General features: G+C 66.5%; 12 protein-coding genes. 5 read left to right on the plus strand and 7 right to left on the minus strand.

Annotated elements, in window-relative coordinates:
- Positions 1–18: 18 nt before the first annotated feature.
- Positions 19–1,266 carry a hypothetical protein gene (locus tag GEV05_03640; protein ID MPZ42492.1) on the minus strand — a complete coding sequence of 416 codons (1,248 nt, stop codon included), beginning with the start codon at positions 1,264–1,266 and terminating at the stop codon, positions 19–21.
- A 285-nt stretch (positions 1,267–1,551) separates the two neighbouring features.
- Positions 1,552–1,947, minus strand: coding sequence for a hypothetical protein (locus GEV05_03645; protein MPZ42493.1), 396 nt, complete (start codon positions 1,945–1,947; stop codon positions 1,552–1,554).
- Between the two features lie 321 nt (positions 1,948–2,268).
- On the opposite strand from GEV05_03645, the gene GEV05_03650 reads away from it, so the two are divergent.
- The gene (locus GEV05_03650) at positions 2,269–4,299 is read left to right on the plus strand and encodes a TonB-dependent receptor plug domain-containing protein (protein ID MPZ42494.1); all 2,031 of its coding nucleotides are present in this window, start codon (positions 2,269–2,271) and stop codon (positions 4,297–4,299) included.
- 94 nt (positions 4,300–4,393) lie between these two features.
- Here the strand turns inward: GEV05_03650 and GEV05_03655 are convergent, their stop codons facing one another.
- The 4 genes from GEV05_03655 to GEV05_03670 form a co-directional block, all read right to left on the minus strand.
- Positions 4,394–6,364, minus strand: a complete 1,971-nt coding sequence (locus GEV05_03655) for a tricarboxylate transporter (protein MPZ42495.1) — start codon at positions 6,362–6,364, stop codon at positions 4,394–4,396.
- A gap of 266 nt (positions 6,365–6,630) precedes the next feature.
- On the minus strand, positions 6,631–7,728 hold the full coding sequence (locus GEV05_03660) for a tricarboxylate transporter (GenBank protein ID MPZ42496.1): 1,098 nt from the start codon (positions 7,726–7,728) through the stop codon (positions 6,631–6,633).
- A 297-nt stretch (positions 7,729–8,025) separates the two neighbouring features.
- Positions 8,026–8,226 carry a hypothetical protein gene (locus GEV05_03665; protein ID MPZ42497.1) on the minus strand — a complete coding sequence of 67 codons (201 nt, stop codon included), beginning with the start codon at positions 8,224–8,226 and terminating at the stop codon, positions 8,026–8,028.
- A 51-nt stretch (positions 8,227–8,277) separates the two neighbouring features.
- A complete protein-coding gene (locus GEV05_03670) occupies positions 8,278–8,718 on the minus strand; it encodes a response regulator (GenBank protein MPZ42498.1) in 441 nt (146 codons plus the stop codon).
- Positions 8,719–8,864: 146 nt separating this feature from the next.
- Between GEV05_03670 and GEV05_03675 the strand changes: the two genes are divergently transcribed.
- From GEV05_03675 to GEV05_03690, 4 genes are all read left to right on the plus strand, one after another.
- Entirely contained in the window at positions 8,865–9,866 is a 1,002-nt protein-coding gene (locus GEV05_03675; GenBank protein MPZ42499.1) for an Ldh family oxidoreductase, read from the plus strand.
- Positions 9,829–10,287: a DUF4440 domain-containing protein gene (locus GEV05_03680; protein MPZ42500.1), complete on the plus strand. Its 459-nt coding sequence runs from the start codon at positions 9,829–9,831 to the stop codon at positions 10,285–10,287. Before GEV05_03675 ends, GEV05_03680 begins: the two co-directional genes overlap by 38 nt.
- A 112-nt stretch (positions 10,288–10,399) precedes the next feature.
- Positions 10,400–10,912: a universal stress protein gene (locus tag GEV05_03685; GenBank protein MPZ42501.1), complete on the plus strand. Its 513-nt coding sequence runs from the start codon at positions 10,400–10,402 to the stop codon at positions 10,910–10,912.
- Positions 10,913–10,939: 27 nt separating this feature from the next.
- On the plus strand, positions 10,940–11,239 hold the full coding sequence (locus GEV05_03690; protein ID MPZ42502.1) for a DUF883 family protein: 300 nt from the start codon (positions 10,940–10,942) through the stop codon (positions 11,237–11,239).
- 170 nt (positions 11,240–11,409) lie between these two features.
- Here the strand turns inward: GEV05_03690 and GEV05_03695 are convergent, their stop codons facing one another.
- Complete coding sequence (locus tag GEV05_03695; protein MPZ42503.1) at positions 11,410–13,869, minus strand: response regulator; 2,460 nt, start codon at positions 13,867–13,869, stop codon at positions 11,410–11,412.
- Positions 13,870–13,900: the final 31 nt, after the last annotated feature.

Genomic DNA, 13,900 nt, shown 5'->3' on the forward strand with positions numbered 1-13,900 from the left:
GAGCACCGGGATGTAGCGTCAGCCGGTGCTCTTCTTGAATGCCTCGGCGAGATCGCGCCGGATGCTCTTGTAGTTTTCCCAGTCGAATCCGCCGAGGAACTCGGCCGCTGCCTCCGCCCCGATCGCGAACAGGTCGAGCTTGTCGTCGTTCGACATCGAGAAATTCAGCCAGTTGTGGTTGCCCGTATCGATCATCTTCACCAGGTGGCGGTAGTCGGGGTTTTTCAGGATGAAGTCGTAGTCGAGGGTATGGCGGGCGGCATCGAAGATGCATCCGATCAGTTGCGCCGGCTTCGTGATCGCCACCGGCTTGGACCGATCGATTCCGATCTTCGCACCGAACGTCGGCGCCGACGGCACCCGGTGCGGCTGGTGAAAAAGGTTGATCGGGAAGTTGGACATGATGCCGCCATCGACGAAAAAAACTTCCTTGGGCAACTCGCCCAGGTAGCCGGCGAGCTTTTCCCAGTCGGCGCGCAACGCCTCCGCCTGCGGGCAATCGCAAACCTGGAAAGGCTTGAAGAACAGCGGAATCGACATCGACGCGCGCGCGAAACAGGCCGGATTCATGCTCGCCGGATCGGCCCAATACAGATGCGCCATCTTCGGCAGCTCGACCTTGGTTTCGGTCGTGACGTCGGCCGCGATCATCGCAAGCCGGCCGCAGCGCTGGCTTTCCAGAAGCGCCTCGCCGTCGCGCCGATGCAAGCCATGCGGGGTGGCATGCAGCTTCTGCACGAGATCGGCATAGCTGCGAATGCCGACCGCACCCAGTGCCTCGGTAAGCCACTGCAGGAACTTGTCGCCCGGATTCAGACCGAGATCCTCTTTCAGGTTGTCGAGCACCTGCGTGGCCTTCCACAGCAGCTTCACCATGCCGGCCTTGTCGAGGATCGCCCGGGAGAAGTCGCGGGCATCGCCGTCGCCATCGATGAACGACTCCATCGGCATGTCGGCCAGCGCGGACACCAAGCGTTCGCTCTTGGCTTCGTTCGGAGTCCCGAGTGCCGCGATCATCAGCGCATTGATCGATCCGGCCGACGTTCCGCCGACACCGAGGAAGCGGATGCCTGCCTGCTCGAGCACATAGGTGTAGCCGGTGAGCGCGATGCCGAGCACGCCACCGCCTTCCATCACGAAGTCGACGTACTGGTTGCCGTCGGCGTCGACGAGATCCGATACGAGCTTGTTCGCGCAGGCGGTGCGGGCACTGTCCACTGCGGCTCGGACGCGTCCGCTCTCGGTAAAGAGCGTGGAATCGGCCATGGTTCCCTCCCGATGCGTCGGTTGGTCTGGGGCGCTGCAGCAGTATGATACAGACGCTCTCGGGCTGTGGGGCAGGCACGGTTGACTCGGCCGCAAGCGTCGCGATGCGGACCGAGCTCATCGCGAGTGCCGCGGCCCATGCGTAGTGCAACCCATCACTCACGGACCATCAACGTGCTGGCGTTTGCGAAGATGGCCGATGAAGCCGACTGCCGCGATGCGTAGGTGCGCGCTGACTCAGGGAGCCTTCGATGCCGGCCAGAGTGCTCCAGACCAGAGAATGCTCTAGGCCACCCAGTTCGTTTCCAGCGCGTTTACGACCTCGGCGTTCAGATTCACCCAGGTCACGGCGCCGGGCGCATGCCGGTAGGTGATGGGCGTAGACAGCGGGCGCGCATTGTCCAGCACCCAGGCGTAGCGGTACTTCACCACGGCCATCGAGCGCACGCGCTGGCTCGGAATCAGGTGCAGTGCGCCGGTTGCAAGCAGCTCGTTCTCGGTCAGGGGGCCGAGCGAATCGATCAGATCGGCAACGCCGACCACCGCGCCCGAATCCCTGCGAATCAGGGCGATCGTGCCGCGCTGGCGGGTACCGGCCGCGCGCATCTCCCAGCGCTTGCGCCCCGCAAGAATGTGTTCGATGTGCGGCGCATCGATGATGAGTCCCTTGAGCTCGAACAAACCGTCTTCTCCATGAACCGCGTGGACCGCTTCCGCCTGGGACCCTAGAAAGAAGCATGCCAGTCGGCCAGAGCGCCTGCCGAACGCCCAACTTCTGACCCGCCCGGCCTTCGCGTGCCATTTGACGATATCCGGTCGCGCGCCGCCGGGCGCCGAGGCAGATCCTCGACACGCATGCTGGTTTTCCGACGCCATGGCGATCGGCGCGAAGCTGCGGGATCGACGTGCGTGCGACGAACGGCTTGACGGCGAACGGGTCTCGCCGCTAACGTCCGCGGACGACGAACAATTCTCGACACGGGAGATCGGCATGGGGTTGCAATGAGCCGCGCCGCGCGGTGTCTTCGCTACGGCGCGTCGGGCCATGCCCGCCCAACGTCCACGTCATGGGTGCGAGTCGCTTGCAGTATTGCGTTGACTTGCGCGTGCGCCAGCGCGAGTGCACGGCAACTGGCACTGGATCAGGTTCGAACCGCCGCCGATCTGCGGGAGCTCAACCTCGAACAGCTGCTCGACATCGAGGTCACGTCGGTCGCGACCCGGCCGCAGCGCGTGGCGCAGAGCGCGGCATCGATCTACGTGATCCGACAGGACGACATCCGGCGCTCGGGCGCGACCAGCCTCCCGGAAGCGCTAAGGCTCGCACCCAATCTTCAAGTCGCACAAGGCCACGCCAGCGGATACGCGATCAGCGCCCGCGGCTTCAACAACAGCGCCGGCAACAAGCTGCTGGTCCTGATCGACGGCCGCTCGGTGTATACGCCGCTGTTCTCCGGTGTGTTCTGGGACGTTCAGGACGTCATGCTCGAGGACATCGAGCGCATCGAGGTGGTGAGCGGACCAGGCGGGACGCTTTGGGGCACCAACGCGGTCAACGGCGTGATCAACGTGGTCACGCGATCGGCGGCGAACACGCAAGGCACGCTCGTGTCGTTGGGAGGCGGAAGCATCGGCACCGATGCGGCTGCGCGCTACGGCGGGCGCCTGGGCGAGGACGGTCATTTTCGGATCTACGCCAAGCATCTCGACCGCGGCGAGACCGTCAAGGCGAGCGGCGGCTCCGTCGACGACGACTGGCACAAGAGCCAGTTCGGATTTCGCGCCGACTGGGCGCGCGGCGGCGATCGATTCAGTTTGAACGCCAATGCCTACCGCGGCAGCGAGTCGCAGCCGGCGCCAGGAACCATCACGACCGGCGTGCCGTTTCCGCTCGGCAGGATCTCGATCTCCGGCACCAACATGACGGGCCGCTGGTCGCGCACGCTCGCGAGCGGTTCGAGCGTCGACATCCAGGCTTACGTCGATCGCACCAAGCGGATCGTTCGCCCGACGTTCGCCGAGACCCTGGACATCTTCGACGTCAAGCTTCAGCACACGCTGGCTGCGGCGGGCCGCCACGAGTGGGCCTGGGGAGCGCAGTATCGCTATGCCAGGGATCGCGTCGACAACAGTTCGATCGTCGCGTTCCTGCCCGCGCACGTGAACCAGTCGTGGACGAGCCTGTTCGCTCAGGACGCCATCGCGCTCACCGACACGCTGAAACTGACGCTCGGCGCGCGCGTGGAACGAAACGACTATACGGGCGTGGAGTTCCTTCCCAATGCGCGGCTCGCCTGGAGCCTGTCGGAACGACACCTGTTGTGGTCCGCGCTATCGCGCGCGGTGCGCTCGCCCTCGCGCCTGGACCGCGACACGTTCGTGCCCGGGCAACCGCCGTTCATCCTCACAGGCGGCCCGGACGTTCGCTCCGAGATCGCCAACGTCGTCGAGTTGGGCTACCGCGGCCAGCCTTCGCGCACGACCTCGTATTCGGCCACATTGTTCTATGCCGACTACGATCACCTGCGAAGCCAGGAGCTCGGTCCGGGCGGCAGGTCGGTGTTCTACGGCAACGAGATGGAAGGCAGCGTTCACGGATTGGAGCTCTGGGGCAATCTCGATGCTACGCCGTCGTGGCGGCTGAGCGCAGGCGCGCTGCTGCTCAAGACCCATCTGCGCCCCAAGTCGTCCAGCACCGACCCGTTCGGACCGAGTGTGCTGGGCAACGATCCGCGCAGCCAGTGGATGCTGCGCTCCTCGCACGACCTGTCGCCGCGGCACGAGCTGGACATCCTGGTGCGCCGTGTGGGCAGGCTGCCCAATCCCGAGGTGCCTGCCTACACGGCGGTCGATGCCCGCTTCGGCTGGCGCGTCTCCAGGACGCTGGAGCTGTCGCTGACGCTGCAGAACCTGTTCGATAGCAGCCATCCCGAGTTCAGCGCACTGGAGACGCTGTATGCCGGCGTGGGTGCGGTGGAGACCCGCAGCGAGTTCGAGCGCGGCGTCTATTTCAAGCTGCTCTGGCAGCTTTGAGCCGCATCGACCGCGGGCGGATGCGACTGACGTCGATAGGGACGGTCGGGGCTCCCGGTCTCCGGGAGCCGGCCGGCAAGGCCGCAGCCCCGTCTCAATCGAACGGCCAGGGCATTTCGAAAACGAGCTGCAGCAGGCCTCTCGGGTAGTCGAGCACCATGAAGTGTCCGAACGCGCTCAACACCGCCACCGCCCCCAATGCTCCGGCAATGGCCCCTGGCCATTTCGAGCCGGCCTTGAGGCGAAGGAACGTGACGATGTAGACGAAAACGCCGAGCACGAAGCCGACGACGGCGCATATCACCAGCAGCGCCAGCATCCAGCCCAGCACGTGAAGTGCGCTGTGGGCGGGCTTGGCCTCCCCGGATGCCGGGTTCTCGCCGTCGTAGATCGCAAAGTTGGCCCGCTTCCCGCGCATGATGATCGCGATCGCGACCAGCAGCAGCATGGTGATGATGCCGACGGCCATCGGGAACACCTTGCCCAGGAACGCCAGCTGGGACATGTCGTACATCGCGTAGGCGACGCAGGCGATCACCAGGCCGAGAAAGATCGCTTGCGGCGCTTTGTTGACAGACGCATGCGGGCCGTTCTCGGACAATGGATCGCGATGCGGCTTCATGCGCACGGCAAGGAAGATGGACACGGCGGTAAGTGCAATCATGAACTGCACGCCCCCGCGCTCCAGGAAGCTCATGCCATAGACCTGGATCGACTGGTACACCGAAGCATCCAGGCGGTTCGCCAGCACGAAACCGATCAGCAGCGCGGGCGGGGACCAGCCGAAGCGCTTCATGTAGACGCCGAGCACGCCCAGCACGAACAGCGCCACCAGGTCGTACCAGCTGCGCGTGGTCTGATAGGCCGCGAAGTAGATGATCACGACCATGAAGGGCGCGAGCAGCGCGAAAGGCACGGTCGTCAGACGCGCGATCGGTTTTGCCAGGAACAGGCAGGTGACCGTGCCCAGCACGTTGGCGATCGCCAGGGACCAGATGATGACCAAAGTCAGGTCGAGGTGGCGCTCCATCATGCCGATGCCCGGCTCGACGCCGAGCAGGATCAGGCCGCCGAGGAAGATCGCCATGCTGCCCGAGCCGGGTATGCCGAACATCAACGCCGGAATGAGCGCACCGCCGTTGTCCGCGTTGTTGGCCGCTTCCGGCGCGATGACGCCGCGGATGTCGCCCTTGCCGAACATTTCCCGGTCCTTGGTCGTCTGGACCCCGTGGCCGTAGGCAATCCAGGTGGTGACCGGCCCGCCGAGCCCGGGCAATGCGCCCAGCACCGAACCCAGGGCCGAGCAGCGCAGGACTAGCCACTTGTGCCTGAGCGTTTCCATGAAGCCGCGCAGCACGCCGGAACCGAGCGTGGCCGACGACGAAATGGTGACGTGCCGGCGCAGAATGTCGACGATCTCCGGCACGGCGAACATCGCGAGCCCCACGATGACGATGTTGATGCCGTCGCTCAGGTACACGGTGTCGAAGGCGAGCCGGTACTCTCCGGTGGCCGGGGCATCACCGATGCTGCCCAGGAGCAGTCCCACGCCGCAAGCCCCGAGGCCCTTCAGCGGGCTTGCGCCTGTCAGCATGCCGACCATGGTGAGCGCCAGCAGGATCAGCATCAGCTGCTCGGCGAATCCGACGCCGAGGATGAGCGGGCGCGCGAACTGGATGGCGAGCGTGAGCACGAAGGCGCCGAACAGGCCGCCGATCAGCGACGCCGAGAACGCGGCCCCCAGCGCGCGCGCGGCCTCGCCGCGCTTCGCCAGCGGAAAGCCGTCCATGATGGTCGCCTGCGACGAGGAGCTTCCCGGTATGCCCATGAGCACCGCGGGAAAGGTGTCCGAGGTGTTGTTGACCGCGAGCAGTCCCACCATCATGGCGAGCACCGGTCCCGGGTCCTTGCCGAAGACGAACGGCAGCATCAGCGACAGCATGGCTGTGCCGCCGAGACCGGGCAGGATGCCGATCATCAGACCGAGCGTCGTGCCCACCAGCAGATAAGCCAGGTGTTCGAAGCTCAGAAGGGTTACGAGCGCCTGCAGAAGATCGCCGAGCATTTATTGGATCGTCGTGTTGTACGTTGTGTTAGAGTAATTCTTGATCCAGCTCGCGATAATACCCATCTGCGGCAGCGTGTTCCAGGCGTCACGGCTCGGCGCCGAAGGATTCGCGGCGGCCGCGGGCGCCCCATCGGGCGCCCGCGCAGCACGCCGCGCGGCATGCTTCGTGGAACCCACCTCCCTACTAAAGCCATTTCCCGGTTCGTTGCTATTGCGACCGCGGCGGCCCAGCCTGCATCATGAACCGTGCGCGCCGCGGCATTTTACTGAACCGTCACGTCGTGCGAGGTCTTGAGATAACCCTTGATCCATTGCCACGACTTGGGCGAGAACGTGGTCGCGTCCTTGATGATGGGACGGCCCGAATCGCCGATGAACTGGGGATAGCCTTCGATCACCATTCCGGCGCTTTTCTCGAACTCCGGATCGTCCAGCATCTTCTTCACCGCCGATTGCCATACGGCCTGCACCGGCTTGGGGGTGCCGGTCGGTAGGTACAACCCCTTGTTCAGCATCACGAGCATCTTCATGACCGAGAGCCAGGCCTCGTAGCCCTGTCCCGAAGGCTTCTTGCCGTGCATCATCTCGTAGGCTTCGGCGAAGCTCGGCAGGTCGGCGAAATTCGGATCGCGCACGAGCTCGCCCTTGTCGTCGAGCACGCCGAGCGCGTAAAGCGGCACCGCTTTGCCCGCCTTCACCAGCTGATGTGCCCCCTTCAGGTAGCCCGGCGTGGAATCGTAGTTGATGTTCATCTCGCCGCGCTCGAAGGCGAGCCGTACCGGGCCCCGGTTCATGCCCCAGACGTACTTCGGCTTCAGACCCAGCAGCTCGAAGGTCAGGATCGCCCGCAGCTCTGCGGAGGCTGCGCTCTGACCGCCGAACACCAGTTGCTGAGCCTTGAGCTTGGCCACGTCCCTCGCACCGGTCACGCCGAGCGAGGTCGAGGCGTACACCACGGCCCCCTGGGGCGAGAGCAATATGGGCTCCCACTTGTCCAGCTGGTAGTCGACCTTGGATTTCTGAAACACGAAATTGGCGACCGTTGAAGCCGATGCAGCGATGATCTCCAGGCCGTCGGGCTTCGCGCGCGACTGGAACTGATTGGCCCCCGGGATGCCGCGGGCGCCGGGAACGTTGCGCACCACGATCGTCGGGTTGCCCGGCAGGTGCTTCTCCAGATGCGGTGCCAGGGCGCGAACATAGACATCGGTTCCGCCGCCGGGTGCGAACGGCACGATGACTTCGATGCGCTTGCCCGCGAAACTGACTTCCCCAGCGGCCGCTGTCGCCGATAACGTCATGCCCAATGCAGCAAACGCGGTCAAGCATGCCGCGCGCGTGAGCGAATAGAGCTTCTTCATCACTGCATCCTCCTCGTGGTTGTGTCGGGGCGGTGCGCGCTGCCCGGCGCTCACTATATAGACTGCGTAAGCGCAAAGTAAACAGACGCAGGGAAGCGCCGGCGACCGCGAGCGTCGCCACTTACGGAAGCGCGCGGAGTTCTTGTTTCGGACCGTACGTCGATGGCCTCATCGCAGCCATGGCCAGCAACGCGCGTCCGTATCGACCGACTCGACGTCACTTGAGCGTGGTCGACGCAGCCCCGCGCCTTCTTTGGCACAGGCGCGGTGCCGCATCGGTTGCGGCCCTCGGCCGGCTCAGCGGGTCTGTTCGAGCGATGCGTTGAGCGCGCTCGCCAGCGCCGCTTCGCCGCTCACCATGGCGGACCAGGCGAGCTCGATGCCCTTGCGCTTTCCCTTCGCGGTGAGCTTCAAGCCCTCGGGCGAGATCGTGACGATGTAGGGGCTGTCGCCGATGGTGATCTCGCGTCGCAGCGGTTTCGCCAGCTTGGTCGCCATTGCAAACCTCGCTTTCGCTGGATCAGAGCAGTTGGAACCGGTATGCGGATATCAGGGCTGCGGGCCGGCGCCCGGCTGCACCAGCAGGCCCTTGACGAGCGCGCCGAGCCGGTCGAGATCGCTCTTGTCGAGACACGCGTTCGCTTGCGACAACGCCTCGTCGGAGCCGTAACCCGGTGCCAGCGTGCCGGACAGGAAGATGAACGGTGTGTCCGGCGCCAGTGCGCGCGCCAGCGCGAGCGCGTCCTTGCCGCTGAATTGCGGCATCGAATTGTCCGAGATGATGACATGCGGCCGCACCGACAGCAGCGCTGCGCGAAAGTCTGCCGCCGTGGTCGCGAGTACGACATGGGCTGCAATGCGAGCGCGCTTCAGCGCGTATCGGGCGAGCTCCGCATCGGCCGCGGAATCCTCCGCCATCACGATCCGCAGGGTTCTCTCCTCGCTCATGCGCAACCCTCCGCCGGAGATTCGAGCGCACAACTTTAGCATGCAGCCGCGAGTGGCACCCACGCCCGCTGGGCGTTACGATACGCTCGAACCCCGAAACGCCCAAGTGGACGCGTCCGCCCGACTCGCGAAACAGGCGGGCAGCACGCTCAACCCAACTGGGCTGCAATCGACGGAGATGGGATGGTATGGAGCACGTGTCCGAGGGCAGGGTCCTGCTGAGCGCCGCCGAAGCACAGGCGCTCGCCGAGCGCTCGCTTGCCCGCATCGGCTATGGAGCCGAGGAAGCGAAGATCATCGCCGATCACGTGGTCGATGCCGCGTTGTGCGGCTATGAATATTCGGGTTTGCCGAAGATCCTGAACGTGGCCGAGCATCGGCAGCTGCGTGCGCCGCGCCGGCCCATGCGGGTGCTGCGCGAAACGCCGCTGTCGACGCTATTCGATGGCGGCAACAACAACGGCATGGTGGCCATGTATCGGGCCACGCAAGTCGCGATCGACAAGGCGCGCAGCCAGGGTTTCGCCGCCGTGGGCGTTAACAACTCCTGGATGAGCGGACGCAGCGCGCACTACGTTGAGCTGGTGGCCCGTGCCGGCATGATCGGCATTCACAGCGTCAGCAGCCAGATCCATGTGGCCGCACCCGGCTCGAGCGCTCCCGCGACCGGCACCAATCCGATCGCGTTCGGATTCCCGGCCCTGGACGAGCCGTTCCTGGTCGATATCGGAACGTCGGCCTTCATGGGCACGGATCTCATTTTTCAGGAGCGGCGCGGCGCGGTGTTGCCCGAAGGCGTGGCGATCGATGCGCACGGCCAACCGACGCGCGACCCGGCCAAGGTGCACGCGCTCCTGCCCTTCGGCGGCTACAAGGGCTTCGCCCTGGCCCTGACGATGCAGGCGCTCGGCGTGCTCGCCGGCTCGGGTTACGGCGACGACAAGACCTACGGTTACTTCGTCATGGCGATCAAGCCGGACCTGCTGCTGCCGCTGGACGATTTTCGCCGCGATATGAGCGCCATGCTCGCGCGCGTCAAGGCAACCCCGCGCCAGCCGGGCGTGGACGAAATCCGCCTGCCCGGTGAGCGCGCGCTGCGCGAGCGCGCCAAGGCTTTGCGCGAAGGCATCGAGATCGATCGCCAAATCTACGATGCGCTGCTCGCCCTCCCACAAGGCGAATTGCCGTAATCGAGCGCGTCGGAGGATTTTTGCGTCGCTGCGTACGGTCGAAGCTTCTTTTGCCGCGGAGGCCGACATGCCGACCCGACTCGAAGACCACCTGTTCGCCCTGGAGGAAAAATTCTGGACCCAGGGGCCGGAGTACTACGAGCGCAATCTCGCCTATACCGCGCTCATGGTTTTCCCGGAGCCCGCGGGCCTCCTGCTGAAGGACGAGATCGCGCCCTCGCTCGCGGAAAAGGCCCGCTGGTCGCAAGTGGAACTGGAAGAGCATCGCCTGCTGGAGCTGGACGAGCAGGCCGCACTGGTGACCTACAAGGCGACTGCTGCGCGAGCCGACGGCGAACCGTACCGCGCCCGCGCGAGCAGTGTCTACGTGCGCGACGGCGCTAGCTGGAAGCTTGCCTTCCACCAGCAGACACCGCTTTGACGCTCGCGCGCAATGCACCGCGTTGCGCGCGGGGCGCGATGATTGCGCGGGACGAAGCCATACGAAGAAATCGGCCCAGGCGCACGCCTCGAGGCGCTAAGGAGTCCACAACATGTATCGAAAAATTCTGGTGCCAATCGATGGCAGCAATACTTCGCTACTGGGCCTCGAGCACGCGATCGCGCTGGCCAGCAACCAGGAAGCGAGCATGCGCATCTTGAACGTGGTCGACGAGATGGTCCTTACCACCATGATGGTGGAGCCGGTTGCAGTGCCGATCGGCGACGTGCTGGAATCCATGCGCGTGGAGGGACGCAAGGTCCTGGACCAGGCCGTCGCGCGCGCGCAGAAGGCCGGCGTCAAGGCCGAGGCGGTGCAGGTCGCGAGCCGCGGAAAGCCTGTTTCGGATGTCATCGTGGCGGACGCGCGCCGTTCGCGCGCCGACGTGATCGTGACGGGCACGCACGGCAGGCGCGGCTTGAACCGCCTGCTCCTGGGCAGCGATGCCGAGCGCGTCCTGCGCGATGCTCCCGTTCCGGTGCTGCTCGTGCGCCGCTCCGGGCGAAAGTCGGCGCGCAAGAAAGTGCGCTCGCCCGCGAGCCCGCGCCGCCGCACGGCGGTATGATCGAACCAGACTTTCCAGGAGAACATCATGAACACTCGCATCGACAGGCTGGTTGACGAAGTGCGCGGCGTCACGGACGATGCCGAGGCGCTGGTACGCGCCAGCGCCGGGCAGGTGGGCGAGCAGGCGCGGCATGCGGCCGAGCGCGTCGAACGCTCGGTGGCGACCATGCGCTCGACGCTCGCCGCGTGGGGCGGGGAAGCGAGCGCGGCTGCCGGGCGCACCGCGACCCGAGCCCGGCAGGAGGTGGAGGATCATCCGTGGGCGGCGGTCGGGGTCGCCGCTGTCGCCGGAATCGTGCTGGGGCTGCTGATCCGGCGCAAGTAGCGGCGCGCCTGCAGCGGCTCTGCCGCGACTGCGTCAGGCAAGGTGGTGCGCACCAGGTGGAGCACTGGTGCGCGTGCCGCGGCTGCCGCCGCGACCGGCAAGGTGGCGCACATCATGCGGGAGCACCGGATGCGCCTGGCCGCCGCTGTGACTGCCGCGGTGGCGTCGGCTTACCCGAGCCGCGCGAAAATCGTTTCCAGCACCGCGTAGTCGATCGGCTTGACCAGGTGCACGTCGAAGCCGGCGGCCATCGCACGCCGTTGGTCGGCGGGCAGGCCGTAGCCGGTGACGGCGACCAGGAACGGCCGGCCGGCAGCCGGGAAGGTCTCGTGAATTCGGCGCGCGACCTCGTAGCCATCCATGCGCGGCAGCCCGATGTCGATCAGCGCGATGTCGGGCTGTTCGTCCAGCACCGCTTGCAGCCCTTCCACGCCATCGCGGGCGACGCGCACGCGGTGTCCCGCGGATTGCAGCAGCAGCTGCAGCATCGTGCGGGCGTCCGCATTGTCCTCGATCACCAGCACGTGACGCGGCCGCGGCGCGGGCTGCGCATTCTCGGCGGCCGCTTGGGGTTGCGGTGTCGGCGCGCGCGGCAGCCGGACTTCGAATTCGCTGCCCTTGCCGGGGCCGGCGCTGCGGGCCGTGGCCGAGCCGCGATGCAGCTGCGCGAGCCGCCGCACCAGCGTGAGGCCAATGCCGAGCCCGCCCTGCGGCCGATGCGGTTCGCGCTCGGCCTGCGCGAACAACTCGAACACACGCTGCGCCAGATCGGGCGTCATGCCGATGCCGTTGTCGGCAACCACCAGCACCCCTTCGCCCGCTTCGGCTCGGCTGCTCACGCGAATCGAACCGCCGTCCGGCGTGAACTTGAAAGCATTGTCCAGCAGCCGCGCGATCATCTGCTCCAGGCGCAAAGGGTCGGCGTTCACCCAGACGGATTCGAGCGCCTCGCTCACGCGATGCGAATTTGCGTCGCGGGCGGCGATCGTGTGCTGGAGCACTTCGCGCGCCACAATGGCGAGGTCGACGCTGCGAGTCTCGAGCACGATGCGTCCCTGTAGCGCCGCTTCGGCCACCAGCAGATCGTCGGCGAGCCGGCCCAGCTGGTCGGCCTGACGCCGAATGACCGCGCTGACCGCGCGCGCGCGCAGCGCCACGTCGCCCGCGCGCAGCGCCACGTCGCCCGCGCGCAGCGCCACGTCGTCCTCCGCCAGCTCAGGCTCGAGCAGGCGGGATGCGGCTGCGATCGCGGCGATCGGATTGCGCAACTCGTGGCTCAGCATCGAAACGAACTCGTCCTTGAACCGGTTCGCGCGCTCGGCCGCGGCGCGCGCCTCCTGTTCCCCGCGCAGCAGGCGCTCGCGCTGGCCTTCGACGCGTGCACGCTCCTCGCCTGCTGCCACCAGCGCGTCCCCGACCTCGCCAATCTCGGTGACCCGGGTCGGCGCGATCACGGGCACTTCGCGCCGGGCGAGCGTGCGCGCCGCGGCACGCAAACTCGCCATCGGGATCGTGATCCGGCGCGCAATCAGCACGACCGCGATCAACGCCAGCCCGAGCGACATCATGAGGCCGCTGCCGTACGCCGCCAGCGTGCGCGCAGCGCCTTCGCGCATGAGCGGTTGCGGAATGCCGACCGCAACCGCCCAGCCCGTTCCCGGAGAACGGCTGAAGGCGGTGAACACCGGGTCGCCTTCGATCGTATGCGTGAGCTCCCAGCCCTCGCCCGTGCGCTCGAGCAGCTTCTGCAGGCTCGGGGTCGCGCCGCCACCGACCAAATGCTCGTGCGAACGCGAGCGCGCGACCCGGGTGCCTCTCGCATCGAAGATCGAGATCACCCAATCCGCGCGCACCTTCTGGCGTTTCACCACCTCGGCGAATGCGTCGGGCTTGACTGCACCGGACAGCACATAGCGCAGCGCGCCGTTGACCATCACCGGCACGCGCACCGGCACGCGCACCGGCACGGCGTAGTTGCCGCCGGGTCCGCGTTCCACGAATCCCACCGTCGGCACGCGCTCGCGCACGAGCCTGCGCAGGCTCTCGGGCTCCACCACCGGCGCGGGCGTCGTCCCCGGATCGGCGCGGGTGCTCATCAACTGCTCGCCGTCGGGGCTGGTGAGCGCGATCAGGAGCCAATCGGGGTGCGTGCGCATGACACGCTGCGCATGGTCGCGGAATCGCTGCACGTCGCCTTCTTCCAGCGACGCTTCGCCCGCCAGCGCCAGCAGCACGGCCATGGCGCGGTTCAATTCGGCATCCACGGCCATGCTCAGGGCGCGGGCGGTCCCGACGCCCAGGCGCCGAGTCTGGTCCCGATGGTGCGAGTCGAGCAGGAACAAGCCGATGCCGGACATGAGCGCGAGCGGCAAAAGCGCGCCGGCGGCAAGCAGGATCAGCAGAACCCGCAGCGACGTGCCTCTGCGCGCAGTCAAGGCAATGCTTCCCGAGGCTTGATTCGAACCGCAAGTCCCTTTCCAGGAACCTGCCCGCCCCAGCGGGCACTGGACGCTCCCTTCTCCCTCCGGGAGAAGGGTTGGGGAGTGAGGCCGGGGTTTCGCGAACCATGGTTCGCGCCGGCCGAACGGAAGAGACGCCAGGTTCCCGGGCGCAAGTCGGGATGCGCGCATCGTGGTGTCTCTCGCCGGGGCGATTCGCAAT

It is taken from the genome of Betaproteobacteria bacterium (assembly GCA_009377585.1).
Lineage (GTDB): Bacteria > Pseudomonadota > Gammaproteobacteria > Burkholderiales > WYBJ01 > WYBJ01.

Bases quoted from the DNA above. Each gene is read 5' to 3' on its own strand.
- GEV05_03640 (MPZ42492.1), bottom strand. From the start codon at position 1,266: ATGGCCGATTCCACGCTCTTTACCGAGAGCGGACGCGTCCGAGCCGCA.
- GEV05_03650 (MPZ42494.1), top strand. From the start codon at position 2,269: ATGAGCCGCGCCGCGCGGTGTCTTCGCTACGGCGCGTCGGGCCATGCC.
- GEV05_03655 (MPZ42495.1), bottom strand. From the start codon at position 6,364: ATGCTCGGCGATCTTCTGCAGGCGCTCGTAACCCTTCTGAGCTTCGAA.
- GEV05_03660 (MPZ42496.1), bottom strand. From the start codon at position 7,728: ATGAAGAAGCTCTATTCGCTCACGCGCGCGGCATGCTTGACCGCGTTT.
- GEV05_03665 (MPZ42497.1), bottom strand. From the start codon at position 8,226: ATGGCGACCAAGCTGGCGAAACCGCTGCGACGCGAGATCACCATCGGC.
- GEV05_03670 (MPZ42498.1), bottom strand. From the start codon at position 8,718: ATGCTAAAGTTGTGCGCTCGAATCTCCGGCGGAGGGTTGCGCATGAGC.
- GEV05_03675 (MPZ42499.1), top strand. From the start codon at position 8,865: ATGGAGCACGTGTCCGAGGGCAGGGTCCTGCTGAGCGCCGCCGAAGCA.
- GEV05_03680 (MPZ42500.1), top strand. From the start codon at position 9,829: ATGCGCTGCTCGCCCTCCCACAAGGCGAATTGCCGTAATCGAGCGCGT.
- GEV05_03685 (MPZ42501.1), top strand. From the start codon at position 10,400: ATGTATCGAAAAATTCTGGTGCCAATCGATGGCAGCAATACTTCGCTA.
- GEV05_03690 (MPZ42502.1), top strand. From the start codon at position 10,940: ATGAACACTCGCATCGACAGGCTGGTTGACGAAGTGCGCGGCGTCACG.
- GEV05_03695 (MPZ42503.1), bottom strand. From the start codon at position 13,869: ATGCGCGCATCCCGACTTGCGCCCGGGAACCTGGCGTCTCTTCCGTTC.